Annotated in this window: 24 protein-coding genes; 14 read left to right on the forward strand and 10 right to left on the reverse strand. The window is 61.4% G+C overall.

Features of this window, described 5'->3' with window-relative positions; all coding sequences use genetic code 11:
• Window positions 1-211: 211 nt before the first annotated feature.
• The 3 genes from BLP82_RS17255 to gcvH all read left to right on the forward strand — a co-directional run bounded on the left by BLP82_RS17255 (window position 212) and on the right by gcvH (window position 3,502).
• Entirely contained in the window at window positions 212-1,828 is a 1,617-nt protein-coding gene (locus tag BLP82_RS17255; protein WP_092170540.1) for an ABC transporter permease, read from the forward strand.
• 155 nt (window positions 1,829-1,983) lie between these two features.
• Window positions 1,984-3,066, forward strand: coding sequence for a glycine cleavage system aminomethyltransferase GcvT (gene gcvT, locus BLP82_RS17260; RefSeq protein ID WP_092170545.1), 1,083 nt, complete (start codon window positions 1,984-1,986; stop codon window positions 3,064-3,066).
• 52 nt (window positions 3,067-3,118) lie between these two features.
• Window positions 3,119-3,502 (forward strand): glycine cleavage system protein GcvH, encoded by a 384-nt coding sequence (gcvH, locus tag BLP82_RS17265; protein WP_092170549.1) that lies wholly within the window; start codon window positions 3,119-3,121, stop codon window positions 3,500-3,502.
• A 297-nt stretch (window positions 3,503-3,799) separates the two neighbouring features.
• Here the strand turns inward: gcvH and BLP82_RS17270 are convergent, their stop codons facing one another.
• From BLP82_RS17270 to BLP82_RS17290, 5 genes are all read right to left on the reverse strand, one after another.
• Window positions 3,800-4,117 carry a DUF2388 domain-containing protein gene (locus BLP82_RS17270; RefSeq protein WP_092170554.1) on the reverse strand — a complete coding sequence of 106 codons (318 nt, stop codon included), beginning with the start codon at window positions 4,115-4,117 and terminating at the stop codon, window positions 3,800-3,802.
• A 68-nt stretch (window positions 4,118-4,185) separates the two neighbouring features.
• A complete protein-coding gene (locus tag BLP82_RS17275; protein ID WP_092170557.1) occupies window positions 4,186-4,635 on the reverse strand; it encodes an NfeD family protein in 450 nt (149 codons plus the stop codon).
• A gap of 9 nt (window positions 4,636-4,644) precedes the next feature.
• Window positions 4,645-5,565 carry an SPFH domain-containing protein gene (locus BLP82_RS17280; protein ID WP_014340768.1) on the reverse strand — a complete coding sequence of 307 codons (921 nt, stop codon included), beginning with the start codon at window positions 5,563-5,565 and terminating at the stop codon, window positions 4,645-4,647.
• 125 nt (window positions 5,566-5,690) lie between these two features.
• Window positions 5,691-7,475 carry a type IV pilus assembly ATPase TfpB gene (locus BLP82_RS17285; RefSeq protein WP_092170561.1) on the reverse strand — a complete coding sequence of 595 codons (1,785 nt, stop codon included), beginning with the start codon at window positions 7,473-7,475 and terminating at the stop codon, window positions 5,691-5,693.
• 145 nt (window positions 7,476-7,620) lie between these two features.
• On the reverse strand, window positions 7,621-7,959 hold the full coding sequence (locus BLP82_RS17290; RefSeq protein ID WP_060740145.1) for a hypothetical protein: 339 nt from the start codon (window positions 7,957-7,959) through the stop codon (window positions 7,621-7,623).
• Between the two features lie 126 nt (window positions 7,960-8,085).
• On the opposite strand from BLP82_RS17290, the gene BLP82_RS17295 reads away from it, so the two are divergent.
• Entirely contained in the window at window positions 8,086-8,556 is a 471-nt protein-coding gene (locus BLP82_RS17295; protein ID WP_060743113.1) for an Lrp/AsnC family transcriptional regulator, read from the forward strand.
• Between the two features lie 128 nt (window positions 8,557-8,684).
• Here BLP82_RS17295 and BLP82_RS17300 read toward each other — a convergent pair whose 3' ends face one another.
• Window positions 8,685-10,052 (reverse strand): CYTH domain-containing protein, encoded by a 1,368-nt coding sequence (locus BLP82_RS17300; protein WP_053189063.1) that lies wholly within the window; start codon window positions 10,050-10,052, stop codon window positions 8,685-8,687.
• Between the two features lie 159 nt (window positions 10,053-10,211).
• On the opposite strand from BLP82_RS17300, the gene argE reads away from it, so the two are divergent.
• The 3 genes from argE to BLP82_RS17315 all read left to right on the forward strand — a co-directional run bounded on the left by argE (window position 10,212) and on the right by BLP82_RS17315 (window position 14,593).
• On the forward strand, window positions 10,212-11,369 hold the full coding sequence (argE, locus tag BLP82_RS17305; protein WP_072405960.1) for an acetylornithine deacetylase: 1,158 nt from the start codon (window positions 10,212-10,214) through the stop codon (window positions 11,367-11,369).
• A 137-nt stretch (window positions 11,370-11,506) separates the two neighbouring features.
• Window positions 11,507-12,805 (forward strand): amino-acid N-acetyltransferase, encoded by a 1,299-nt coding sequence (gene argA, locus BLP82_RS17310; RefSeq protein ID WP_053126389.1) that lies wholly within the window; start codon window positions 11,507-11,509, stop codon window positions 12,803-12,805.
• A 465-nt stretch (window positions 12,806-13,270) separates the two neighbouring features.
• Window positions 13,271-14,593, forward strand: coding sequence for an OprD family porin (locus tag BLP82_RS17315; RefSeq protein WP_092170566.1), 1,323 nt, complete (start codon window positions 13,271-13,273; stop codon window positions 14,591-14,593).
• 91 nt (window positions 14,594-14,684) lie between these two features.
• Here BLP82_RS17315 and BLP82_RS17320 read toward each other — a convergent pair whose 3' ends face one another.
• Both BLP82_RS17320 and BLP82_RS17325 read right to left on the reverse strand, forming a co-directional pair.
• Window positions 14,685-15,113 (reverse strand): type VII toxin-antitoxin system HepT family RNase toxin, encoded by a 429-nt coding sequence (locus tag BLP82_RS17320; RefSeq protein WP_092170570.1) that lies wholly within the window; start codon window positions 15,111-15,113, stop codon window positions 14,685-14,687.
• On the reverse strand, window positions 15,103-15,498 hold the full coding sequence (locus BLP82_RS17325; protein ID WP_092170576.1) for a type VII toxin-antitoxin system MntA family adenylyltransferase antitoxin: 396 nt from the start codon (window positions 15,496-15,498) through the stop codon (window positions 15,103-15,105). The genes BLP82_RS17320 and BLP82_RS17325 overlap by 11 nt, the downstream gene beginning before the upstream one ends.
• 335 nt (window positions 15,499-15,833) lie before the next feature.
• Here BLP82_RS17325 and BLP82_RS17330 point away from each other — a divergent pair, with 335 nt between their 5' ends.
• From BLP82_RS17330 to BLP82_RS17360, 7 genes are all read left to right on the forward strand, one after another.
• Window positions 15,834-16,472 carry a peroxiredoxin gene (locus BLP82_RS17330; RefSeq protein ID WP_024617266.1) on the forward strand — a complete coding sequence of 213 codons (639 nt, stop codon included), beginning with the start codon at window positions 15,834-15,836 and terminating at the stop codon, window positions 16,470-16,472.
• A gap of 329 nt (window positions 16,473-16,801) precedes the next feature.
• Complete coding sequence (gene ssuE / locus BLP82_RS17335; RefSeq protein ID WP_092170580.1) at window positions 16,802-17,395, forward strand: NADPH-dependent FMN reductase; 594 nt, start codon at window positions 16,802-16,804, stop codon at window positions 17,393-17,395.
• A 90-nt stretch (window positions 17,396-17,485) separates the two neighbouring features.
• Window positions 17,486-18,451 carry a sulfonate ABC transporter substrate-binding protein gene (locus tag BLP82_RS17340; RefSeq protein WP_092170584.1) on the forward strand — a complete coding sequence of 322 codons (966 nt, stop codon included), beginning with the start codon at window positions 17,486-17,488 and terminating at the stop codon, window positions 18,449-18,451.
• A 25-nt stretch (window positions 18,452-18,476) separates the two neighbouring features.
• Window positions 18,477-19,625 carry an FMNH2-dependent alkanesulfonate monooxygenase gene (ssuD, locus tag BLP82_RS17345; RefSeq protein WP_060740150.1) on the forward strand — a complete coding sequence of 383 codons (1,149 nt, stop codon included), beginning with the start codon at window positions 18,477-18,479 and terminating at the stop codon, window positions 19,623-19,625.
• A 7-nt stretch (window positions 19,626-19,632) separates the two neighbouring features.
• Window positions 19,633-20,415: an aliphatic sulfonate ABC transporter permease SsuC gene (gene ssuC / locus BLP82_RS17350; RefSeq protein ID WP_072405955.1), complete on the forward strand. Its 783-nt coding sequence runs from the start codon at window positions 19,633-19,635 to the stop codon at window positions 20,413-20,415.
• Window positions 20,412-21,218: an aliphatic sulfonates ABC transporter ATP-binding protein gene (gene ssuB, locus BLP82_RS17355; RefSeq protein WP_092170588.1), complete on the forward strand. Its 807-nt coding sequence runs from the start codon at window positions 20,412-20,414 to the stop codon at window positions 21,216-21,218. Before ssuC ends, ssuB begins: the two co-directional genes overlap by 4 nt.
• Window positions 21,219-21,323: 105 nt before the next feature.
• Window positions 21,324-21,539, forward strand: a complete 216-nt coding sequence (locus BLP82_RS17360; protein WP_003177394.1) for a TOBE domain-containing protein — start codon at window positions 21,324-21,326, stop codon at window positions 21,537-21,539.
• A 186-nt stretch (window positions 21,540-21,725) separates the two neighbouring features.
• On the opposite strand, the gene BLP82_RS17365 is transcribed toward BLP82_RS17360, so the two are convergent.
• Together BLP82_RS17365 and BLP82_RS17370 are read right to left on the reverse strand one after the other, a co-directional pair.
• Complete coding sequence (locus tag BLP82_RS17365; RefSeq protein WP_092170591.1) at window positions 21,726-22,358, reverse strand: TetR/AcrR family transcriptional regulator; 633 nt, start codon at window positions 22,356-22,358, stop codon at window positions 21,726-21,728.
• A 282-nt stretch (window positions 22,359-22,640) separates the two neighbouring features.
• Complete coding sequence (locus tag BLP82_RS17370) at window positions 22,641-24,017, reverse strand: glutamine synthetase family protein (RefSeq protein WP_025216023.1); 1,377 nt, start codon at window positions 24,015-24,017, stop codon at window positions 22,641-22,643.
• Window positions 24,018-24,043 lie beyond the last annotated feature (26 nt).

A 24,043-nucleotide genomic window follows, 5' to 3' on the forward strand; every position in this document is an offset into this window, starting at 1 on the left:
TCCTTGTGGCGAGGGGATTTATCCCCGCTGGGTTGCGAAGCAGCCCCCAAGCGGAGAGCGCGGCGTGTCAGACGGATTGAACTGTCTGTAATTGGGCTTGCTCCGCAAGCCAGCGGGGATAAATCCCCTCGCCACAGGTTTTCATGCGGCGGGTTATAAAATAGGTGCCCGCGCCAATGTGCGGGCATCATCATTTAAACGAGAGCTCCCCTTGGCCCACCCCGCCCAACGCCGCTGGTACCCCCTGGTCTTCGCCATTGCTGCGCTGGTCCTGTTGCCCTTGAGTGTCTTGCTGCTGTCCTGGCAGAGCATCGACCAGCAAATCTGGTCCCACTTATGGGATACACAGATGCCGCGCTTGTTGGGCAATACCCTCACCTTGATCCTTGGCGTGGGTGTCGGAGTGACCTTGCTGGGTGTCAGTCTCGCCTGGCTCACCAGTCTGTGTGAATTCCCGGGACGTCGCTGGCTCGATTGGGCATTGATGCTGCCGTTCGCGATTCCGGCCTACGTGTTGGCGTTTGTCTTCGTTGGCCTGCTGGATTTTGCCGGCCCCGTGCAGACGCTGATGCGTGAGTGGTTCGGCAGTGGCCTGCGCCTGCCCCGGGTTCGCTCCACCGGCGGGGTGATTCTCGTGTTGGTGCTGGTCTTTTATCCTTACGTCTACCTGTTGGCGCGCAGTGCCTTCCTGGCCCAGGGCAAGGGTTTGATGGAAGCTGCCCGGGTGCTGGGGCAGTCGCCATGGCAGGCGTTCTGGCGTGTGGCGCTGCCGATGGCCAGGCCAGCCATCGGTGCGGGCGTGGCGCTGGCGCTGATGGAAACCCTGGCGGATTTCGGCGCGGTGTCGGTGTTCAACTTCGACACCTTCACCACCGCCATCTACAAGACCTGGTACGGCTTCTTCAGCCTCTCCAGCGCCGCCCAACTGGCCAGCCTGCTGTTGCTGGCGGTGATGCTGGTGCTCTACGGCGAACGCCGGGCCCGCGGCGCTCACCGGGCCGGCAACGAGCGGCCCCGGGTCAAGGCGTTGTATACGTTGCGCGGCCTCAAGGCCGTGGCGGCCAGTGGCTGGTGCTTCCTGGTATTTGCCTGCGCGTTTGTCATCCCGGTGCTGCAGTTGGTGGTGTGGTTCTGGCAACGCGGTCGTTTCGACCTGGATGAGCGTTATGCCGGGCTGATCGTCCACACCCTCTACCTGGGCGGCCTGGCGGCGCTGGTCACCGTCTGTGTGGCCTTGCTGCTGGCGTTCGCCCGGCGGTTGGCGCCGACCCGTCCGATTCGTGCCGGCGTCGGCTTGGCGAACCTGGGGTATGCCTTGCCCGGTTCGGTGCTGGCGGTATCGATCATGCTTGCGTTCAGCTACCTGGACCGTGAGCTGGTCATCCCGCTGTCGACCTGGCTCGGCGGTGCCGGCAAGCCGTTGTTGCTGGGCAGCCTGTCGGCGCTGTTGCTGGCGTATCTGGTGCGTTTCCTGGCCGTGGCCTACGGCCCGTTGGAGAGCAGCCTGGCGCGCATTCGTCCGTCCTTGCCCGAAGCGGCACGCAGCCTTGGGGTCAGTGGGCCCCGACTGTTTTTCAAAGTGTATCTGCCGTTGCTGTTGCCCGGCACCTTGAGCGCCGCGTTGCTGGTGTTCGTCGATGTGCTCAAGGAAATGCCCGCGACGCTGCTGATGCGCCCGTTCGGCTGGGACACGCTGGCGGTGCGGATCTTCGAGATGACCAGCGAAGGGGAGTGGGCCCGGGCCGCGCTACCGGCGCTGACGTTGGTATTGGTGGGGCTGTTGCCGGTCATCGGATTGATACGACGTTCGGCCCATCGAAACAGCTAGGTGCCAGTCCTACCTCATGCGGCTACAATGCGCGGCATTCGGTGCGGTCCGTCTGTCGGACCGGGCAACTGAGAACGTCAGAAAACTCCTTTTTTCAGACGTTCGCGCTACGCAGTGCCCGTCCGCACCTTCGCCAAGCCCGGAAGGAGAAACCCATGGGACAGCGTACGCCTCTGTATGACCTTCATCTCGCCCTTGGCGCGAAGATGGTCGATTTTGGCGGTTGGGATATGCCTTTGCATTACGGCTCGCAGGTCGAAGAACACCATCAGGTGCGTCGCGACTGCGGTGTGTTCGATGTATCCCACATGACCGTGATCGACGTCGCCGGCCCCCAGGCCAAGGTCTGGCTGCAGCGCTTGCTGGCCAATGACGTCGACCGCTTGCAAGACACAGGCAGTGCCTTGTACAGCGCGATGCTCAATGAGCGCGGCGGCATCGTCGACGACATGATCATCTACCGTGTCGAAGATGGTTATCGTCTGGTCTTCAACGCCTCGACCCGTGATCAGGACCTGGCCTGGATGCAGGCACAGCTCGGTGACTATGACGCGCAACTGCATGAGCGCCCCGAGCTGGCGATGCTGGCGATCCAGGGCCCTCACGCCCGGCAGAAGATTGCCGAGCTGGTCACTCAATCCCGTGGGCAAATCATCCAGCAACTCAAGCCTTTCGAAGGGCGCGCCGACGGCGAATGGTTCATTGCCCGGACCGGCTACACCGGCGAAGATGGCCTGGAAATCGTCCTGCCCGCCCAGGAGGCCCCGAGTTTCTTCAATGACCTGGTCGGCGCTGGCATTTCGCCCATTGGCCTAGGCGCCCGCGATACCTTGCGCCTGGAGGCCGGCATGAACCTCTACGGCCAGGATATCCACCAGGATGTTTCCCCGCTGGCCTCGAACATGGCCTGGAGTATCGCCTGGGAACCGGCGAGCCGTCAGTTCATCGGGCGCAGCGCGCTGGAGACCGAGCTTGCCAGCGGTGTGCAGCACAAACTGGTCGGGCTGGTGCTGGAAGAACGGGGTGTTTTGCGCGCCCACCAGGGGGTTCGCATCGCCAATGTTGGCGAAGGGGAGATCACCAGTGGTAGTTTTTCTCCTACGCTTAGCAAGTCGATCGCCCTGGCACGTGTTCCGATGGCAACCGCCGACCGTGCCGAGGTAGAAATTCGTGGTAAGTGGTACCCGGTACGGGTGGTCAAACCGACCTTCGTCCGCCATGGCAAAACCCTGATCTAACCTTTTGCGGCGGGCCGCTGGCCGCTGACACTTTCTATTGAGGACACAGAATATGAGTGATATCCCTGCCGAACTGCGTTTCGCCGAAAGCCATGAGTGGGCACGTCTGGAGGCTGACGGTACCGTCACCGTGGGCATCAGCGATCATGCGCAGGAAGCCTTGGGCGACGTGGTCTTTGTCGAGCTGACTGAAGTCGGTAAGGTTTTTGCCGAAAATGACCAGGCCGGCGTGGTGGAGTCGGTCAAAGCCGCTTCCGATATCTATTCCCCGATTGCGGGTGAAGTGATCGCGATCAACGACGAGCTGAGTGGCGCGCCGGAGTTGCTCAACTCCAATCCTTACGGTGCCTGGATCTTCAAGCTCAAGCCGAGCAACACAGCTGATTTGGACAAGTTGCTTGATGCGGCAGGCTACAAGGCTGCCATCGGCGAATAAGGACGACTGCACCTGTGGGAGCGAGCTTGCTCGCGATAGCGGTGGATCGATCGTTCCCACGCTCCTGCGTGGGAATGCCGCCAGGGACGCGCCGCGTTCCGCTTCTGAAATGTGACGCAGAGCGTCACGGGATGCATCCCCACGCAGAGCGTGGGGACGATCAGCTTCAAGCCAATCCACGGGTTGTCTGGGCTGACGCCTTCGCGAGCAAGCTCGCTTCCACAGGGGGTAGCCTCGGGATGTTCGCCGGACAAAAAAATGCCGCTCAATGGAGCGGCATTTTTTATTGGCCGGGCATCAGTCCTGGGCGACGGCGTTTTTCGCCAGGATCGCGTTGGCCAGTTCCATGTCGGTGGCTTGCAGGCTTGGGTTGTCGGCACGCACTTTTTGCATCGCCGCTTCCAGGTAAGGACCACGGATACCGCCATCACTGGCGACGAAGCTGCCGGCATCGTCTTGGGCGGCGACGATCAGTTTGTGATCCTTGAAGGTCAGGTAGGTGGAACCGGTGGTCGCACCGGACGAGATGACGTTACGCCAAAACGTGTCGGCCATTGCCGAGCCGACAGGAAGAGACAGCAAGGCTACGGTAGCGACAGCAAGTTTGAGACGCATGATAGGTGACTCCACTGGGTTAACTATGACGTTGGATTACCTGCGTCTCGATTCAGTTCCATGACTTGTCAGTCAGCCCGCTCCACCTGCAGCACCGCCCCCTCCTGCGCCACCACCCTGACCCGCGTGCCAACGGACGATTCGGGCCCCTTGGCCAGCCAGACACTGTCGGCCACCTTGATCTTGCCACGGCCATCGACAATCGCTTCATGCACCAGGAAGACCTTGCCGATCAGTTCCTGCCCGCGCAGGTTCAGGTGCGGCTGATCGCTTTGGCGCACGGCGCTGCGCTGGCGTCGCCACCAGTACAGTGCCGTGGCGATGGCGAACAGGCCGAACAACAGGAACTGCAATTCCCACGGCATCTGCGGCAGGAAGAACGTGAGCACGCCGACTGCCGCGGCGGCCATGCCGATCCACAGCAGGTAACCACCGGCGCCGAACACTTCAAGGATCAGCAGGATGACGCCCAGCGCCAGCCAGTCCCAGTACGACATGTGTTGCAGGAACCCCCACATACGCGCGCCTCAGGCTTTCTTGCTGTCAAAGGTGGCCCTGACGATCTCGCCGATGCCACCGACCGCACCGATGACCTGGCTGGCTTCCAGCGGCATCAGGATCACCTTGCTGTTGTTGGCTGACGCCAGTTTGCCCAGTGCATCGATGTATTTCTGTGCGACGAAGTAGTTCACGGCCTGGACGTTACCGTCGGCAATGGCCTGGGACACCACTTGGGTGGCCAATGCTTCGGCTTGCGCCTGGCGCTCGCGGGCCTCGGATTCCAGGAACGCCGCCTGGCGGCTGCCCTCGGCCTCGAGGATCTGCGCCTGCTTCTTGCCTTCGGCGGTGAGAATCGCCGATGCGCGCAGGCCCTCGGCTTCGAGGATCTGGGCACGCTTGATACGTTCGGCTTTCATTTGCCCCGACATGGCGGCCATCAGGTCCGCCGGGGGGCTGATGTCCTTGATCTCGATCCGGGTGATCTTGATGCCCCACGGCGCCGTGGCTTCATCGACAGTGCGCAGCAGTTTTTCGTTGATGCCGTCGCGCTGGCTCAGCATCGCGTCCAGCTCCATGGACCCCAGCACGGTGCGGATATTGGTTTGCAGCAGGTTGCGGATGGCGTGTTCGAGGTTATTGACCTCGTAGGCTGCCTGGGCCGTATTGACCACCTGGAAGAAGCACACGGCGTCGATCTGTACCGTGGCGTTGTCGGCGGTAATCACTTCCTGGGGCGGGATGTCCAGTACGCTTTCCATGACATTGATCTTGCGCCCGATGCGATCCATCACCGGGATGATGATGTTCAGGCCGGGCTTGAGGGTGTTGGTGTAGCGCCCGAACCGCTCGACGGTCCATTGGTAGCCCTGGGGCACGACCTTGAAGCCCATGAAGAGAATGGCGACCACGAGGCCGATGAAAAGTAAAAGTACGCTACCGATCTGCATGACGGTTCCCTGTGCGAATTGAGATGGACCTGCGAGCCCTGAGTGTAGGGCACGCGGCCAGTATCTTCGCTATGGTCCGTTCCGCTTTGTTTGTGGGATCTTTCTGCCCCTGAGCCAGACAGTTCCTACTTCTGCTCGCTTTGCGGCGTCACCCGCAGCACTTCCTCGACCGTGGTCAAGCCCGCCGCCACCTTTTGCGCCCCCGACAGCCGCAGGCTGCGCATGCCTTCCTTGAAGGCCTGGCGGCGCACCGCCAGCAGGTCGGTGTCGGGGTGGATCAAGGCCTTGACGCGGTCGGTCAGTTGCATGATTTCGTAGACACCGGCGCGGCCGCGGTAACCGGTGTCGCGGCACTCCAGGCAGCCGACGGCCTGTTGGGCATTGCTTGGCAGCGGTGCCTGCCAGGGGCGCGTCAGGGTCTGCCAGTCGTCTTCGTCCAGGGCCAGCGGGGCCTTGCATTGCGGGCACAGGGTGCGCACCAGCCGCTGGGCCATGACCCCGAGCACGGTGGCCTTGATCAGATAATGGGGCACACCCAGCTCCAGCAGGCGGCTGATGGCGCTCGGCGCGTCGTTGGTGTGCAGCGTCGACAGCACCAGGTGCCCGGTCAGCGCCGCCTGGATCGCCATTTCAGCGGTTTCCAGGTCACGGATCTCACCGATCATGATGATGTCCGGGTCTTGCCGCATCAGTGCCCGTACCCCGGCGGCGAAGGTCAGGTCGATGTTGTGCTGGACCTGCATCTGGTTGAAGGAGGCCTCGACCATTTCAATTGGGTCCTCGATGGTGCAGAGGTTCACTTCCGGCGTCGCCAGTTTCTTGAGTGTGGTGTAGAGGGTGGTGGTCTTGCCGGAACCGGTAGGCCCGGTCACCAGGATGATGCCATTGGGCTGGCGGGTCATGTCCTGCCAGCGGCGCAGGTCGTCGGCGGAGAAGCCGAGCTGGTCGAAATCCTTGAGCAGCACTTCCGGGTCGAAGATCCGCATGACCATTTTCTCGCCGAACGCCGTGGGCAAGGTCGACAGGCGCAACTCCACTTCGCCGCCGTCCGGGGTCTTGGTCTTGACCCGGCCGTCCTGGGGTTTGCGTTTTTCCGCGACGTTCATCCGCCCCAGGCTCTTGAGGCGGCTGACGATCGCCATCGTGACCTGCGGCGGGAACTGATAGACGGTGTGCAGCACACCGTCGATGCGAAACCGTACGGTACCCTGCTCGCGGCGCGGTTCGATGTGGATATCGCTGGCCCGTTGTTGGAAGGCGTACTGGAACAGCCAGTCGACGATATTGACGATGTGAGCGTCGTTGGCGTCCGGTTCCTGGTCGCTGGCCCCCAGGTTGAGCAACTGTTCGAAATTGCTCAGGTTGCTCGGTTGCTGGTCGGTCGTGGTGGCGCCGCTGACCGATTTGGCCAGGCGATAGAACTCCACGCTCAAGCGCTGGATATCCACCGGGTTGGCGACCACCCGCTTGATCGGCAGCTTGAGCACGTGGGTCAGGTCGGCTTCCCAACTGCTGACGTAGGGCTGTGCACTGGCAACGGTGACGGCGTCACGATCGACCGCTACCGCGAGGATCTTGTGGCGTTGGGCAAAGGCATAGGACATCAAGGGCGTCACGGCCGCTACGTTGATTTTCAGCGGGTCGATGCGCATGTAGGGTTGGCCGGCCTGCTGGGACAACCACAGGGTCAGGTTCTCCAGGTCCAGGCGCTTGCCGGGTCGACTGAGGTCGTCCAGGTGCTGGTTGGCAATGAACTCCAGCGGATGCAGCTGGCTATTGGCGCTGTGGCGTCGGCGGGCGTTGAGCGCGGTTTCGGCTGAATCCTGGCTGATGAAGCCCTGGGTGACCAGTTGGCGCAGCAGATCATTGAGGTCCAGCCAGCGGTCCTGAGTGGCGTGTTTGGTGGACATGCGGGTTCCTATTGGACAATTGCAGCAAAGCCGCGATACAGACGCTTCGGCGTCCTCGCTCGGTCTGCAAAAGAATAGTCCCGACCCCGTGGTCCGTTGGGCCACTACCCGACCAATGCGTTACCAGGTCTTGCCCGTGGGGCGCTCAACCGGCCGCTTGGGTCGGCTCAACCCTCGTAAATTCAGCGCTTTGCAGGTCCACCGAGCACATGCCGATCAGGTTACGTAATTTTTCAGCGATCACCTGGGCCCGGTGCCAACTCAGCCCGTCCAGGCCGATGTCCAGGGAGAGCAGATCGTCGAGGCGCTCGACGCGCACGTGCCGTGGCGTCAGGCCCTGCAAGGCAAACAGGTTCAACGCCCGGCACAGCAGATCCGGTTCGGCCTCGGCCAGCATCTGGTACTGCACTCGGCAATGGGCATTGGCGGCGTGCCAGACGTCGGCGCGGGTCGTGGTTGTGGCAACGGCTTCGAGCGGGGGCATGGATGGTCTCCTGGAGTGCGGGAGAAATATTTACATGTGTCGCTGGGTATTTCTTATCTAAGATGAGTGGTTATGGCGTTTTTTCGAATCGTTTGATTCTCCAGATCATTTATCACGGGTTTATTTATGCAAAGTGAGCTGGATGGCTACGACCGCCGGATACTGGCGCTGCTGCAAGAGGATGCCTCGCTGTCCAGTGCGCAAATCGCCGAGCAGGTCGGCTTGTCTCAATCGCCGTGCTGGCGGCGGATCCAGCGGATGAAGGAGGAGGGCATCATCCGTGCTCAGGTGACTTTGCTGGATCGCAAGAAAATCGGCCTCAACACGCAGATCTTCGCCGAAGTGAAACTCAACGCCCATGGCCGTTCGAACTTCACCGAGTTCACCGAGGCGATTCGCGGCTTCCCCGAAGTGCTGGAGTGTTATGTGTTGATGGGGGCGGTGGATTTTCTGCTGCGCATCGTCACGGCGGACATCGAGGCGTATGAGCGATTCTTTTTCGAAAAGCTGTCGATGGTGCCGGGGATCCAGGAAGTGAATTCGATCGTGGCGCTGTCGGAGATCAAGTCGACGACGAGTTTGCCGGTGGTGCGCTGAGTTCTGTGGAGGATGTGCTGGCCCTATCGCGAGCAAGCTCGCTCCCACAGTTGATCTTCAGCGGCCACTACTAGATGTGGTTACAACGCTGAACCCCTGTGGGAGCGAGCTTGCTCGCGATGGCGGCATCACAGCCGCAGCAAAGTCTTCCAGGCCCGATTCTGGTACACCGCAATCGCCTGCTGCTTGCGCGCATCCAGCGTTTCGTCGGTGATGGGTTGGTTGGCCAGTTGCGCCAGCTTGTTCAGCTCGCCATAAAGGCGATCCATTTCCGGGATCTCCAGCACATGGCGGGCGTGGTGCAGCCAGGCCTGGATGCGTTCGATACGCGGCAGTTGCTCGGCGAGGTCTTCCGGCTGCTGCTGATAGCGTTGCAATTGCAGGGACGAGGATTCTTCCCCCAGCAGACGCGGCAGCCAGCTACCCAGTTGTGCCGCGCCCTGGCGATTGCCACGGGTGTTGCGCTCGGCGGCCCAGCTGCGGGCCAGCAGCCAGCGTGAAGTGTTGAGGGAGAACAGGCCCCAGCGCGGGTCTTGCAGCTCTTCAAGGAACTGTTCCGGCGCGGCCTTGCGCACGTCTTCGTCGTCCAGGCCAGCCTGGACCAGCGGACGCCAGTCTTCCAGCAACGCGTCCAGGGCCAGGCGCAGGTCATGGGTCGATTGGCGCGGCGCGGCCTGGCCGAGGCTGCTGAGCAGGGCGCGCAGTTCGGCGAGGTTTTCCACCCAGTCCTGCAGCAGGCGCCAGTGGCCGTTGAAACGGTATTGTTCGGCCAGGCGTTGGCTGCTGCCGAGCAAATGCCAGCTCAGTGCGGCAAAGGCGTCATCCAGCGGCGTCTCGGCGGTCAACTGCGGGGCCGGCAGGCTCAAGGCATAGCTGCCCGCGTCATGCAGACGATAGCCACGCTCGGCCTTGCTGATGTCGCAGGGCATCAAGGGCAGGGTCGCGGCCAGCTCGGCGGCCAGTTCCAGCAGGGCGGCGGGCTCGCCTTCGCGCAATTCCAGCTCCAGTTCGCAGATTTCTTCCTTCTGCTTGCCCACCACGACGTGGCCCAGGTCCAGGGCGGCTTCGATGACCACCTTGCTCTTGCCCCGGCCCCAGGCGATTTCGGCGCGTTCGCGGACGAAATCGGTGGTGAAGATGGCCTTGAGGGTTTTCTTGTCCAGTTCGGCCAGGGCCTCGGGCCAGCATTCGCCGTCGAGCTTCTTCAGGTCGAGCTTGGCCTTGGGCAGGTGCCAGTCGTATTCGTTGCGTTCGGACAGGCCGGCGACGCTCTGGCCGCGGGTCTTGAGGGTCTGGATCACCTCTTCACCGTCGCGACGCAGGCGCAGGGCCACCTTGGCCCGGGCCAGGTCGCGCTCTGGCGTGTCGAAATACTGGTTCATCAATTCGTGGCGTTCCCAGCCACTCTTGTTGCGTTTTTTCAGCAGCGGATGCTCGCGCAAGGCTGCCAGGGTCTCGCGGCTGACGCGGAGTTTGATTTCGGTTTCTTTCTGCATGGCCGGAAAATCCAGGGATCGGGTGCGCAGCCGGGGGAGGGGTGTGGCTGCCAAGGCCGTGCAGTGTACAGGACTCGCTCATCCTACGCGCCGCGACGGTTTATTCCTTGCGCCGGATGGTTCTATGATGGACATCAATCTGTAAGCCTGGAGTCAGCGATGCCTTTGCCGTCCATGAAAGATCAATTCGCTGCCCTGATCGCCACGCCTTCGGTCAGTTGTACCCAACCTGGGCTCGACCAGTCCAACAGCGCCGTGATCGAGCTGCTGGCAGGCTGGCTAACCGAGCTGGGATTCTCCTGCGATGTCCAGCAGGTCAGCCCCGGCAAATTCAATTTGCTGGCCAGTTTCGGCAGTGGTCCCGGCGGCCTGGTGTTGGCGGGTCACAGCGACACGGTGCCGTTCGACGGTGCGTTATGGCAGACCGATCCCTTGAAGCTCACCGAGGTCGATGGCCGTTGGGTGGGCCTGGGCAGTTGCGACATGAAGGGTTTTTTCGCCCTGGCCATCGAAGCGGTCAAGCCGCTGCTGGACCAACCGTTCAAGCAACCGCTGCTGATCCTCGCGACCTGTGACGAAGAAAGCTCCATGTCCGGCGCCCGAGCCCTGGCCGATGCCGGTCGACCGTTGGGGCGCGCGGCGGTGATCGGCGAGCCGACTGGTCTGCGCCCGATTCGCCTGCACAAAGGCGTGATGATGGAACGCATCGACATTCTCGGGCGCAGCGGCCATTCGTCCGATCCGCGCCTGGGCCACAGCGCCCTGGAGGCCATGCACGATGCCATGGGCGAACTGCGTGGCCTGCGCCTGCAATGGCAGCGTGAATTCCGTAATCCGCAGTTCAGCGTGCCACAACCGACCCTGAACTTCGGTTGCATCCACGGTGGCGACAACCCCAACCGGATCTGCGGCCAGTGCTCCATGGAATTCGACCTGCGCCCGTTGCCGGGCATGGACCCGCAAGTGCTGCGGGCGGCGATCCGGCAGAAGCTCGAGCCGATTGCCGAGCGACACCAGGTCAAGATCGACTATGCGCCGCTGTTCCCCGAAGTGCCGCCGTTCGAGCAGGCCGAGGACGCGGAGTTGGTCCGCGTGGCCGAACGACTGACCGGCCATCGTGCCGAAGCAGTGGCGTTCGGCACCGAAGCGCCTTATCTTCAGCGCCTTGGCTGCGAAACCCTGGTGCTCGGTCCTGGCGATATCGCCTGTGCCCACCAACCGGGCGAGTACCTTGAAATGTCACGTTTGCAACCTACCGTACAGCTGTTGCGGCAGTTGATCGGCCATTACTGCCTGACGCCGGCCACGGCCGGTTAAATTGTGCCCTTGCGGGCCCGTATTCATCACATGAGGAGAGCGCGCGTGTCGCCAAGCCTGTTCCGACGATAACCACCAGCCCGTTGTGCGTTCTGTTTCGTCTTTTTTTGGCTGTTATTTATTACAGGTCCAGGTTCATGCCCGAATACGTCAATTGGCTTCGTCACGCTTCGCCCTACATCAACGCCCACCGCGATTGCACCTTCATCGTCATGCTGCCCGGCGACGGGGTGGAACACCCCAATTTCGGCAACATCGTCCATGACCTGGTGCTGCTGCACAGCCTCGGTGTGCGCCTGGTACTGGTTCATGGCTCGCGCCCGCAGATCGAGACCCGCCTCGCGGCACGGGGCCTGACGCCCCATTACCACCACGGCATGCGTATCACCGATGCGGCGACCCTGGAGTGCGTGATCGACGCGGTCGGCCAGTTGCGCATCGCCATCGAGGCACGCCTGTCCATGGACATGGCCTCCTCGCCCATGCAGGGCTCGCGGCTGCGGGTCGCCAGCGGCAACCTGGTCACCGCGCGTCCCATCGGCGTGCTCGAAGGCGTGGATTACCACCACACCGGTGAAGTGCGCCGGGTCGATCGCAAGGGCATCAACCGCCTGCTGGACGAACGCTCCATTGTGTTGCTGTCGCCGCTGGGTTATTCGCCCACGGGAGAGATCTTCAACCTGGCCTGTGAAGACGTCGCCACCCGGGCGGCCATCGACCTGGCGGCCGACAAGCTGTTGCTGTTCGGCGCCGAGCAAGGGCTTATCGGCGAGGACGGACGGTTGGTTCGGGAATTGCGTCCGCAACAGGTTCCGGGCCACATGCAGCGCCTGGGCAGCGACTATCAGGCCGAGCTGCTGGATGCGGCGGCCCAGGCCTGTCGTGGCGGCGTCGCACGCAGCCATATCGTCAGCTATGCCGAGGATGGCGCGCTGCTGGCTGAACTGTTCACCCGCGATGGCAGCGGTACGCTGGTGGCCCAGGAGCAATTCGAGGTGGTGCGCGAGGCGGCCATCGAAGACGTCGGCGGCCTGCTGGACCTGATCAGCCCACTGGAAGAGCAGGGGATTCTGGTGCGTCGCTCCCGTGAAGTGCTGGAACGCGAGATCGAACAGTTCAGCGTGGTCGAGCGCGAAGGCATGATCATCGCCTGCGCGGCGCTGTACCAGATCGCCGATTCGGACGCCGGGGAACTGGCCTGCCTGGCGGTGAACCCGGAATACCGCCACGGTGGCCGGGGCGATGAACTGCTGGAGCGAATCGAAACCCGGGCCCGCGCCCAAGGGCTCAAGACGCTGTTCGTGCTGACGACCCGGACTGCCCACTGGTTCCGCGAACGCGGTTTCGAGCCCAGCAGCGTCGACCGTCTGCCGGCAGCGCGGGCCTCGCTCTACAACTATCAACGTAATTCGAAGATCTTCGAAAAAGCCCTGTAGAGCCGTCCTGAACCCTGCGCGACCGCGATCTTGATTTCAGACAATGAGCAGCTAGTCTGGAACGCTCAAGATCGCACCGCGCGCGCCGTCGTCGTGATCATGATCGAAGCCATTGGAGGCGCCGGAGCCTATTTCGCCGCAGGATGAGCGGCCCTCGCAAAAGCCCGACAAAACACCATTCAGTAATCCTCGATATCGCCGATAAGCCTTGTCGCGACTTGATGACGCTTTAATGGCACCTTTATGTCGAAACGAGCTGAAAACTAATGAAACAATTCTTTTTGGATTTATAGAGAATCCATTATCCTGCCGGCCGGTGTCGCAGGGTTAGACCATGGTCTTAGTCACAAATGGTTACGATTGACTTGTCAGTCACGGTCTGGCGCTAATCGCGCATCCGCGGATTCCGGGCGTTCGATTCGGAACCAAAGACACACAAGAATTAGAAAACGAGAGGAGCGAAGCATGAACAAGTCCACCTTGGCCCTGGCTGTGGCCGTTGGGGTTTTGGCGCAGCAGGCAGGCGCCGCCGGTTTTATCGAAGACAGCAAGGCGTCTGTCAGTTCTCGTACGTTGTATTTCAACAACGACAACCATGAAACGGGCAGCGAGGATCTGCGCGAAACGGGCACCGGCCTCAAGTTCGACTACAAGTCTGGCTTCACGCAAGGTGTTGTTGGTTTCGGTATCGACGCTCAGGCGCTGGTAGGTATTCGTCTCGATGGGGGTAGGGGCCGTAACAACGGTTCCTATATGCCAGCCGATACCGATGGTTCGGCGGTACATGATTGGAGCCGTTTGTCCGGCAACGTGAAGGCGCTTTTCTCCAAGACCGAGGCCCACCTGGGTGGTGCCCTGGCGCCTAACCTGCCGATCCTGGTTGCCAACGACAGCCGTCTGCTACCACAGACCTTTGAAGGTGGCACCATCACCTCCAAGGAAATCGACAATGTGACCTTCAACGCCGGCCAGCTGGAACATGCCACTGGCCGTGCGTCCAGCAACAGCACTGGTCTGGCCGTGGCGGGCGGTACCGAGGAAAGCAACCAGTTCCGTTTCGCTGGCGCTGATTGGAAAGTCACCAAAGACCTGACCCTGCAGTACTACTACGCCAACCTGCAAGACTATTACAAACAGCACTTCCTGGGCGCTGTGCACGTCTTCCCGATCAGCGAAGGCCAGTCGTTCAAGACTGACCTGCGTTACTTCGACAGCAGCTCGGATGGCCGTAACGGCGATGCTGGCTATCGCTTCAATAACAACGGTGGTTATGCCAAGACCCCGGGCGAGGTCGATAACAAGACCTGGAGCGCCATGTTCACTTACACCCTGGGCGGCAGTGCCTTCCTGCTGGGTCACCAACAGGTCGGCGATGACGGTGGCTTTGTCTACCTGAACCAGGGCAACGTGGTTGACGGCAACAACCGTCCTGAAGGTGCTGGTGGTGCGAGTTTCTACCTGTTCACCGACAGCATGATCAACGGATTTGTCCGTGCCGGTGAAAATACCACCTTCGGTCAGTATTCCTACGACTTCGCTTCCTTAGGCGTTCCAGGCCTGAAAGCTTCGGTTGCCTACCTGCGTGGTGACGACGTCAAATCCGCCACCGCTGGTGGAAGCGATTACTCCGAGTGGGAACGCGACATGCGTGTGGATTACGTCATCCAGCAAGGTGCATTGAAAGGCTTCGGCACCACCCTGCGTCAGGGTACTTACCGTAGCAGCGGTGCAGGCGACAGCCAGGATCAGACCCGCCTGATCTTCAACTACACTTACAACTTCATGTAAGACGTAGAAAAGTAGAAAAGCCCCGCCCGGCGCAGTGCGCCCGGCGGGGCTTTTACGTGTTGACCTGCGCATTTTCTACGCCAGCTGTCCGCTAAGGTGCGGACTGCGTCGCGTCTTTACGCAGGATGAATGCACTGAACGCCAGGAAATCGTCCAGGTGTTGGGTAATGATCGCGACCATGATCGGCAGTTGCAGGGCTTGATAGTCATGCACGGCGATGTTTCTGAAGCCAACCATGTTCTTCAGGTTTTTAACCAGGCCTTCCTCCGCCCAGCCCCCTTGAAAAAGCAACTCGAACACGTCCCGGGCACTTTGTGGGACGCCCAGTCGCTCACGGCGAATCAAATGCTGGCCCATATCCAATGCCGCTTCACATGCACGCTGAATGTTCAGAACTGCCGAATCCTGGCGAGTGAAGTCGGTGGCAAACGTAGCGGGATTCTTCTCATATTCCTCCCGTACCCTGGCGACGCAACGCTCGATACTCGCTGCTTTATTGATCAGTACATCATCGGCCATACACGCTGCCTTCTTCCTGAATATCCTTGAGCAAGCCTGCTCGAGCTTCGTCGAAGGCTGTTTTCTCGCTGAGAACAAAACTTTCGAATAACCCCGCCTGTACGTCTCTGGCCCAGAGTCTCTGGCCTCGGGTCACGATCTGATATTGCATGACGGTGGTTGCCGCACGTAGGTCAATCAGATCCACCGGACTGCCAGCGATATCCGCCAAATCCCCTGAAAGCTGCCATAACGCCACAGGGTCAACCTCGCCGGACAAGAGCACAGCCAAATCGACATCACTGTCAGGCCCGGCGGTGCCCTGTGCATGGCTACCAAACAGGTAAACCGCCAGCAGACCAGGGAGTTGGTTTTGCAGATGAGTCAACAAGGCTTGAGTGTTCATGTTGCCTATCCTAGCCGCTCGTCCTGAAATCGCGTCAATAATTTCCGTAGTGTGGGTACAAAACAAAAAAAAGCCCCGCCCGGCATCACGCCGGGCGGGGCTTTACGTTTTTCGAGTCAGGCCCACCCCTGTAGCCGTCCTCGAAACTTCTCCTCTTTCAGCAACTCGAGGCCTTCTCGAACCTCGATGGCGATCTTGGGCCGATAGGCGGAATGGCGCCAGTGAACAGTTTTTTATATTCGCTAATGATCTAGATAAATGGATATTTATTCTTTTTAAAACAATCGAAACCGGTGCAAAGTTGGGCTCACGACAACCTCATCAGGAGCCGCACCATGAGCCTCAGACTCGGCGACATCGCCCCCGACTTCGAGCAGGATTCCAGCGCCGGCAAGATTCGCTTCCATGAATGGCTCGGCGACAGCTGGGGTGTGCTGTTTTCCCACCCGGCGGACTTCACACCGGTATGCACCACCGAGTTGGGCCTCACCGCCAAGCTCAAGGACGAGTTCGCCCAGCGCGGGGTCAAGGCCATTGCCCTCTCGGTGGACCCGGTGGACTCGCACCACAAGTGGATCGAGGACATCAACGAGACCCAGAACGCCGTGGTCAATTTTCCGATCCTGGCCGATGCCGATCGCAAGGTCTCGGACCTGTACGACCTGATCCACCCCAATGCCAGCGACACCTTGACCGTGCGTTCACTGTTCGTGATCGACCCGAACAAGAAGATTCGCCTGACCATCACCTACCCGGCCAGCACCGGGCGCAATTTCAACGAGATCCTGCGGGTGATCGATTCCCTGCAGCTGACCGACAACTACAAAGTCGCCACCCCGGCCAACTGGCAGGACGGTGATGAAGTGGTGATCGTGCCGTCGCTCAAGGATGAAGAGGAGCTCAAGCAGCGCTTTCCCAAGGGTTACCGCGCCGTGAAGCCTTACCTGCGCCTCACCCCGCAGCCCAATCGCTGAGGCAACACCTGAACCTGATCTGATGATCGTTCCCACGCTCTGCGTGGGAACGCCTCAACGGACGCTCTGCGTTCGGCTTTTGGGACGCAGAGCGTCCCTGGCTGCATTCCCACGCAGAGCGTGGGAACGATCAGTACCTGTGCACCAAGGGTTTTGGCCGTTTCGACGGCCTTTTTTATTGCGGCAAGGAAAGGATATTAAATATGTCTAAATTGCATAACTAAATGAATAAATATGATTTAAAGATATATTAATCCCCTGTTATGGTTTGACCCATGCAGCGAGATCGCCCGCCGCGAATCGCACGTGACAGTTAAGGAAGGGTAGGCATGTTGGTCGTCTCACTCGGTGGCAGTCCCAGCCAACGCTCCCGCTCAGGGGTGCTGCTGGAACGTTCGCAACGCTGGTTGCAGCAGCAAGGTGTGGAAGTGGTGAGTTATCAGATACGCGACTTCCCGGCCGAAGATCTGCTCCATGCCCGTTTCGACAGCCCGAAGGTGGTCGACCTGCTCCAGCAGATCGAAAACGCCGATGGCCTGTTGATCGCCACGCCGGTGTACAAGGCGTCTTTTTCCGGCGCGCTGAAGACTGTGCTGGACCTGCTGCCTGAGCGCGCCCTGGCCCATAAAGTGGTGTTGCCGATGGCAACCGGCGGCAGCATCGCCCACATGCTGGCGGTGGACTACGCCCTCAAGCCGGTGTTGTCGGCGCTCAAGGCCCAGGAAATGCTCCACGGGATTTTTGCCGAAGACAGCCAGATCGCTTACGGCGAAGGCAGCGTTCAGGCGCAATTGACGCCGGCCCTGCAACAGCGCCTGGACGAGGCGCTGGAACAGTTTTTCAGTGCCATGGCCCGTCGGCCCAGGCCGCTGGACCCCAATGTACTGAACGAACGTTTGCTGAGTGCTCGCTGGAGCATTTAAACCCCGAACACCCTGATTCAACTCACCTTACTCAGCCGCCAACGGCCCAGCAGGTGCAGCCAAAACCCCACAGCAAAAAGGAGAGGCGCCATGCGCACTGTCATTTTGCGTCGCGGGCTGGTCGCTCTGTTTGCTGCGGCTGTGTCCCTCGGCGTCATCGCTCAAGCTCAAGCCGAGACCTTGCGGATCGGTTATCAGAAATACGGCACCCTGGTGCTGCTCAAGGCCAAGGGCTCGTTGGAGAAACGCCTGGCTGCCCAAGGCGTGGACGTGCAATGGACCGAGTTCCCCGGCGGCCCGCAACTGCTGGAAGGCTTGAACGTCGGCTCCATCGACTTTGGCGTGACCGGTGAAACCCCGCCGGTGTTTGCCCAGGCCGCGGGTGCCGATCTGCTCTACGTCGCTTATGAGCCACCGGCGCCCACCAGCGAAGCCATCCTCGTGCCCAAGGGGTCGCCCATCCAGTCGGTGCAAGACCTCAAAGGCAAGAAAGTCGTGCTGAACAAAGGCTCCAACGTCCACTACCTGCTGGTGCGGGCGCTGGAAGACGCCGGCCTCAAGTATTCCGATATCCAGACCGTGTTCCTGCCGCCGGCCGACGCCCGTGCCGCGTTCGAACGGGGCAGCGTGGACGCCTGGGTGATCTGGGACCCGTACCAGGCTGCCGCCGAACAGCAATTGCAGGCACGCACCCTGCGTGACGGCAAAGGTATCGTCGATAACCACCAGTTCTACCTCGCCACCAAACCCTATGCGCAAAAGAATCCCCAGGTCATTACCGCCCTGGTGGAAGAGGTGCGCGCAGTGGGGGAGTGGTCCAAGGCCAATCCTGAAGACGTGACCAAGCAGGTTTCTCCGCTGCTCGGCCTGCCGGCGGACATCACCCTGACGTCGGTGAAACGCCAAGGCTACGGGGCGCTGTTCCTCACGCCGGAAGTGGTGGCGGCACAACAGAAAATCGCCGACAGCTTCTACCAGCTCAAATTGATTCCCAAGCCCTTGAGCATCAAGGACGTGATCTGGACGCCGCCGGCGGCCGTTGCGACCGCGCAGTAATTCGATTCCTTTAGGAGACCACTCCATGAGCCTCAATATTTTCTGGTTCCTGCCTACCCACGGCGACGGCCATTACCTTGGCACTGCCGAAGGCGCCCGCGCCGTCGATCACGGTTACCTGCAGCAGGTCGCCCAAGCCGCGGATCGACTGGGTTTCGGCGGCGTGCTGATCCCCACCGGGCGTTCTTGCGAGGACTCCTGGCTGGTGGCCGCTTCGTTGATTCCCGTGACCCAGCGCCTGAAATTCCTGGTGGCCCTGCGTCCCGGGATCATTTCCCCGACGGTGGCGGCGCGTCAGGCCGCGACCCTCGACCGGTTGTCCGGCGGGCGGGCGTTGTTCAACCTGGTGACCGGCGGTGACCCGGACGAACTGGCCGGCGATGGCCTGTTCCTCGACCACGAGCAACGCTACCAGGCCTCGGTGGAATTCACCCGCATCTGGCGCCGGGTGCTGGAAGGCGAGACCGTGGATTACGACGGCGAGCACATCAGTGTGAAGGGCGCCAAGCTGCTCTATCCGCCGATCCAGCAACCGCGTCCGCCGCTGTATTTCGGCGGCTCGTCGGAAGCCGCCCAGGACCTGGCGGCCGAGCAAGTGGAAATGGTGCTGACCTGGGGTGAGCCGCCTGCGGCCGTGGCGGAAAAAATCGCCCAGGTACGGGCCAAGGCGGCGAAGCTGGGCCGTACCGTGCGCTTCGGTATTCGCCTGCATGTGATCGTGCGGGAAACCAACGCCGAAGCCTGGCAGGCGGCCGACCGGCTGATCTCCCACCTGGACGACGACACCATCGCCCGTGCCCAGGCCTCCCTGGCGCGCTTCGATTCGGTGGGCCAGCAACGCATGGCCGCCCTGCACGGTGGCCGTCGCGACAAGCTGGAAGTCAGCCCCAACCTCTGGGCCGGTGTCGGCCTGGTACGCGGCGGTGCCGGTACGGCGCTGGTGGGCGATGGCCCGACCGTGGCGGCACGGGTCAAGGAATACGCCGACCTGGGCATCGACACCTTTATCTTCTCCGGTTATCCACACCTGGAAGAGTCCTATCGCGTGGCGGAACTGTTGTTCCCGCACCTGGACGTGGAGCGCCCTGAGCTGCCGAAAAGCCAGGGTTATGTGAGCCCGTTCGGTGAAATGGTCGCCAACGACATCCTGCCCAAAGCCGCGTCCCAGAGCTGAGGCGGCCATGAAGAAAATTATCCACAACCTCGCGCCCTGGGCGGTGCCGCTGTTGTTGCTGGCGGTCTGGCAACTGTCGGTGTCGGCTGGCTGGTTGTCCACGCGGATCCTGCCGGCACCAGTGGCGGTGATCGAAGCCGGGGTCAGCCTGGTGCGCAGCGGCGAGATCTGGACGCACCTGGCGATCAGCGGTTGGCGCGCAGCGGTCGGTTTCCTGATCGGCGGCGGCATCGGCCTGGCCCTGGGCTTCATCACCGGTTTGTCGAAATGGGGCGAACGCCTGCTGGACAGCTCCGTGCAAATGGTCAGGAACGTCCCGCACCTGGCGCTGATTCCGCTGGTGATCCTGTGGTTCGGCATCGACGAGTCGGCGAAGATTTTCCTGGTGGCCTTGGGCACGCTGTTTCCCATCTACCTCAACACCTACCACGGGATTCGCAACGTCGACCCGGCGCTGGTGGAGATGTCCCGCAGCTACGGCCTGTCCGGCTTCAGCCTGTTTCGCCAGGTGATCCTGCCGGGGGCCTTGCCTTCGATCCTGGTGGGCGTGCGCTTTGCCCTAGGTTTCATGTGGCTGACGCTGATCGTGGCGGAAACCATCTCGGCCAGCTCCGGCATCGGTTACCTGGCGATGAATGCCCGGGAGTTCCTGCAGACCGATGTGGTGGTGCTGGCAATTCTCCTGTACGCCGTGCTGGGCAAATTGGCCGACCTGGCCGCTCGCGGGCTTGAGCGGGTCTGGCTGCGCTGGCACCCGGCGTACCAGGTGAACAAGGGCGGTGTGGCATGACCGCTCAACAACCTCCGCGTCTGCTGCGTGGCATCCCGCTGGCGGTGCGCAAGCTGCAAAAAGCTTTCGGCACGCGCCAGGTATTGCGCGACATCGACCTGCATATCCCGGCCGGGCAGTTCGTGGCCGTGGTCGGTCGCAGTGGCTGTGGCAAAAGTACCTTGCTGCGCTTGTTGGCTGGCCTCGATCAGCCCACCGGTGGACAGCTGTTGGCCGGTTCGGCGTCGTTGAGCGATGCACGGGAAGACACGCGGCTGATGTTTCAGGAGGCACGTTTGCTGCCCTGGAAAAAAATCATCGATAACGTCGGCCTCGGCCTCAAGGGCAATTGGCGCCCGCAAGCGTTGCAGGCACTGGAGGCGGTGGGCCTGGCCGACCGCGCCCATGAGTGGCCGGCGGCGCTGTCCGGCGGCCAGAAACAACGGGTGGCCCTGGCCCGCGCATTGATTCATCAGCCGCGGCTGTTGCTGCTCGACGAACCCTTGGGAGCGCTGGACGCCCTGACCCGTATCGAGATGCAGCAACTGATCGAAAACCTCTGGCGGCAGCACGGCTTCACGGTGTTGCTGGTGACCCACGACGTCAGCGAAGCGGTGGCGATTGCCGATAGGGTGATCCTGATCGAGGACGGCCAGATCGGCCTCGACCTGGCCATCGACCTGCCGCGTCCACGGGCTCGCGGCTCTCATCGCCTGGCGAGCCTGGAAACCGAAGTCCTCAACCGTGTGTTGTCCTTGCCCGGCCAACCGCCGGACCCCGAACCCGTTTCACCCTTGCCCACGCAGTTGCGGTGGGCGCAATGAAGCAGCTTCAAGCGGCAAGCTACAAGCTGCAAGAAGAGGCGCGTGCTTTTCCTTGCAGCTTGTAGCTCGAAGCTTGCAGCTCATTTCGACCCCAGGAGAAATCGTATGACTATCAAAGCCATCAACGTACGCAACCAGTTCAAAGGCACCATCAAGGAAATCGTCGAAGGCGACGTGCTGTCGGAAATCGACGTGCAAACCGCCTCCGGCATCGTCACCTCGGTCATCACCACCCGCTCGGTCAAGGAGCTGGAGCTGGCCATTGGCAGCGAAGTGATCGCCTTCGTGAAATCCACCGAAGTGTCTATCGCCAAGTTGTGAGCGATGGTTCACCCACAGCCCCGGACGGCGTAAGCCTTTCGGGGCTTTTCGGTTTTCTGGTGGCCTGTGAATACGCTTTGATCGTTCCCACGCTCTGCGTGGTAACGGCTCTACGGACGCTCCGCGTTCGGCTCTTGGGGACGCGGAACGTCCCTGGCTGCATTCCCACGCGGAGCGTGGGAACGATCAATCAGAACGCTTGGGCAAATACGGCGGCAGGTACAGCCCCAGGTACGCATCGAACACCCGCATGCCTTCTTCGGCCATGCGCGGGGTGATCTGGCCGTGCTGCTGTATCGAGCGGGCGTAGACGCGGTCGCCCAGCTCCATGGCCAGGGCGAACACATCGACGTCGCCGGGCAGGGGCGGCAGGGCGAAATGGTGGTCGAACACCTTGTGCATCAAGTCACTCAGCTCAAGGTCGTGTTGGCGGTCGGCCTGGGTAACTTCGGTCAGGCCGTGCTGGGCCAGGATCAACTGGCGCGCGGCGGCGTCCTGGTTGTAGATGGCGAGCATGCGCTGTTCCACCAGCCGTGACAGGTCGTGCCAATGGTTCAGCGCCGCATGATCGATCGGTGCTTGCAGGCCCGCGCGAAAAGCGGCGTGGACATCGGCAGTCAGGGCTTCGAGCAGGGCCGGGACGCTGGCGAAGAAGTGGTACACGGAAGAGGGCGGGATCCCGGCGCGCTCGGCGACGCTGTAGATCGACAGGCTGGCCACGCCTTCGGCGGCAAGCAGCGTACGGGCGGCATCGAGAATGGTGTCGATCCGGGCCTGGCTGCGTGCGCGGGGTTTGCGGGGTGTGGCGATGCGTGTCATGAAGCTCTCCTGCGGGGCTGCCGGGCATTGTACGCAGAGCGAGCGGAGGGTCCATAGCTGCACTTGGGAAGAAAGGAGTCCCTGTGGCGAGGGAGCTTGCTCCCGCTGGGCTGCGAAGCAGCCCTTAAGTCAGCCACTGCGGGGCTCCAAATTGTCCGCTTAAGCCTTTTTGGGCTGCTGCGCAGCCCAGCGGGAGCAAGCTCCCTCGCCACAATGATGGGTGAGTAGCCATAAAAAAACGCCGCAGCCCTGAGGCCTGCGGCGTCTTTTTACCGCAACCGCTTACACGGTATGCAGGTACCAGTTGTACTCGAGGTCGGAGATGGAGTGTTCGAACTCCTCCAGCTCACTCTCCTTGCAGGCCACGAAGATATCGATGTATTTCGGATCGATGTACTTGGCCATGACTTCGCTGTCGTCCAGTTCGCGCAGGGCATCGCGCAAGTTGTTCGGCAGGCTTTGCTCGTTTTGCTCGTAGCTGTTGCCTTCCACTGGCGCACCGGGCTCGATCTTGTTGACCAGGCCATGGTGCACGCCCGCCAACACGGCCGCCATCAGCAGGTAGGGGTTGGCATCGGCGCCGGCGACGCGGTGTTCCAGGCGCACGGCATCGGCCGAGCCGGTCGGCACGCGCAAGGCCACGGTGCGGTTGTCCAGGCCCCAGGTCGGCGAGTTCGGCACGTAGAACTGTGCGCCGAAACGACGGTAGGAGTTGACGTTCGGGCAGAGGAAAGCCATCTGCGCGGGCAGGGTCTCGAGCACACCGCCGATCGCGTGACGCAGTGCGGCGTTCTGCTCGGGATCCTCGCTGGCAAAGATATTCTTGCCGTCTTTATCCAGAATCGAAATGTGGACGTGCAACCCGTTGCCCGCCTGGCCCGGATACGGCTTGGCCATGAAGGTGGTATCCATTTCATGGTCGTAGGCGATGTTCTTGATCAGGCGCTTGAGCAGTACCGCGTAGTCGCAAGCCTTGATCGGATCGGCCACGTGGTGCAGGTTCACTTCGAACTGCGCCGGGGCACTTTCCTTGACGATGGCGTCGGCGGGAATGCCTTGCTCCTTGGCCCCTTCCAGAATGTCCTGGAGGCAATCGACGTATTCGTCGAGGTCATCGATCAGGTAGACCTGTGTCGAATGCGGGCGTTTGCCGGAAATCGGCGAGCGGGGCGGTTGTGGGCGTCCATTCACGTTCTCCTGGTCGATCAGGTAGAACTCCAGCTCGAATGCGGCGCAGATGGTCAGGCCCAGTTCATCGAACTTGGTCACGACTTGGCGCAGGACTTCACGGGGATCGGCGAAGAAAGGTTCGCCTTCGAGTTCGTGCATGGTCATCAACAGTTGCGCAGTCGGGCGCTTCTGCCAAGGCTCGTTGCACAGGGTGTCAGGGATTGGATAACAGATCCGGTCAGCATCACCGATATCCAGGCCCAGGCCGGTGCTTTCCACCGTAGAGCCATTGATATCCAGAGCAAATAAAGAGGCCGGCAGGTTGATGCCTTTCTCGTAAACCTTGTGGAGGCTGGTGCGTTCTATGCGCTTGCCGCGCACCACACCATTCATATCCGCAATCAGAAGGTCAACGTACAGAACCTCAGGATGTTCCTTAAGGAACGCGTTCGCTTCGTTAAGCTGAACGGCACGCGGGGGTACCGACATGATGCAACACCTTTGTTGTTAAAAAT

Source organism: Pseudomonas sp. NFACC37-1, assembly GCF_900101575.1.
Lineage (GTDB): Bacteria > Pseudomonadota > Gammaproteobacteria > Pseudomonadales > Pseudomonadaceae > Aquipseudomonas > Aquipseudomonas fluorescens_AA.

Excerpts from the sequence above, each read along its gene's own strand:
- BLP82_RS17360 (WP_003177394.1), top strand. The coding sequence starts at position 21,324 with ATGACTATCAAAGCCATCAACGTACGCAACCAGTTCAAAGGCACCATC.
- BLP82_RS17330 (WP_024617266.1), top strand. The coding sequence starts at position 15,834 with ATGAGCCTCAGACTCGGCGACATCGCCCCCGACTTCGAGCAGGATTCC.
- BLP82_RS17275 (WP_092170557.1), bottom strand. The coding sequence starts at position 4,635 with ATGTGGGGGTTCCTGCAACACATGTCGTACTGGGACTGGCTGGCGCTG.
- BLP82_RS17365 (WP_092170591.1), bottom strand. The coding sequence starts at position 22,358 with ATGACACGCATCGCCACACCCCGCAAACCCCGCGCACGCAGCCAGGCC.
- ssuB (WP_092170588.1), top strand. The coding sequence starts at position 20,412 with ATGACCGCTCAACAACCTCCGCGTCTGCTGCGTGGCATCCCGCTGGCG.
- BLP82_RS17270 (WP_092170554.1), bottom strand. The coding sequence starts at position 4,117 with ATGCGTCTCAAACTTGCTGTCGCTACCGTAGCCTTGCTGTCTCTTCCT.
- gcvT (WP_092170545.1), top strand. The coding sequence starts at position 1,984 with ATGGGACAGCGTACGCCTCTGTATGACCTTCATCTCGCCCTTGGCGCG.
- BLP82_RS17340 (WP_092170584.1), top strand. The coding sequence starts at position 17,486 with ATGCGCACTGTCATTTTGCGTCGCGGGCTGGTCGCTCTGTTTGCTGCG.
- BLP82_RS17280 (WP_014340768.1), bottom strand. The coding sequence starts at position 5,565 with ATGCAGATCGGTAGCGTACTTTTACTTTTCATCGGCCTCGTGGTCGCC.
- ssuC (WP_072405955.1), top strand. The coding sequence starts at position 19,633 with ATGAAGAAAATTATCCACAACCTCGCGCCCTGGGCGGTGCCGCTGTTG.
- BLP82_RS17325 (WP_092170576.1), bottom strand. The coding sequence starts at position 15,498 with ATGAACACTCAAGCCTTGTTGACTCATCTGCAAAACCAACTCCCTGGT.
- ssuD (WP_060740150.1), top strand. The coding sequence starts at position 18,477 with ATGAGCCTCAATATTTTCTGGTTCCTGCCTACCCACGGCGACGGCCAT.
- BLP82_RS17300 (WP_053189063.1), bottom strand. The coding sequence starts at position 10,052 with ATGCAGAAAGAAACCGAAATCAAACTCCGCGTCAGCCGCGAGACCCTG.
- ssuE (WP_092170580.1), top strand. The coding sequence starts at position 16,802 with ATGTTGGTCGTCTCACTCGGTGGCAGTCCCAGCCAACGCTCCCGCTCA.
- argE (WP_072405960.1), top strand. The coding sequence starts at position 10,212 with ATGCCTTTGCCGTCCATGAAAGATCAATTCGCTGCCCTGATCGCCACG.
- BLP82_RS17370 (WP_025216023.1), bottom strand. The coding sequence starts at position 24,017 with ATGTCGGTACCCCCGCGTGCCGTTCAGCTTAACGAAGCGAACGCGTTC.
- argA (WP_053126389.1), top strand. The coding sequence starts at position 11,507 with ATGCCCGAATACGTCAATTGGCTTCGTCACGCTTCGCCCTACATCAAC.
- BLP82_RS17315 (WP_092170566.1), top strand. The coding sequence starts at position 13,271 with ATGAACAAGTCCACCTTGGCCCTGGCTGTGGCCGTTGGGGTTTTGGCG.
- BLP82_RS17320 (WP_092170570.1), bottom strand. The coding sequence starts at position 15,113 with ATGGCCGATGATGTACTGATCAATAAAGCAGCGAGTATCGAGCGTTGC.
- BLP82_RS17290 (WP_060740145.1), bottom strand. The coding sequence starts at position 7,959 with ATGCCCCCGCTCGAAGCCGTTGCCACAACCACGACCCGCGCCGACGTC.
- BLP82_RS17295 (WP_060743113.1), top strand. The coding sequence starts at position 8,086 with ATGCAAAGTGAGCTGGATGGCTACGACCGCCGGATACTGGCGCTGCTG.
- gcvH (WP_092170549.1), top strand. The coding sequence starts at position 3,119 with ATGAGTGATATCCCTGCCGAACTGCGTTTCGCCGAAAGCCATGAGTGG.
- BLP82_RS17285 (WP_092170561.1), bottom strand. The coding sequence starts at position 7,475 with ATGTCCACCAAACACGCCACTCAGGACCGCTGGCTGGACCTCAATGAT.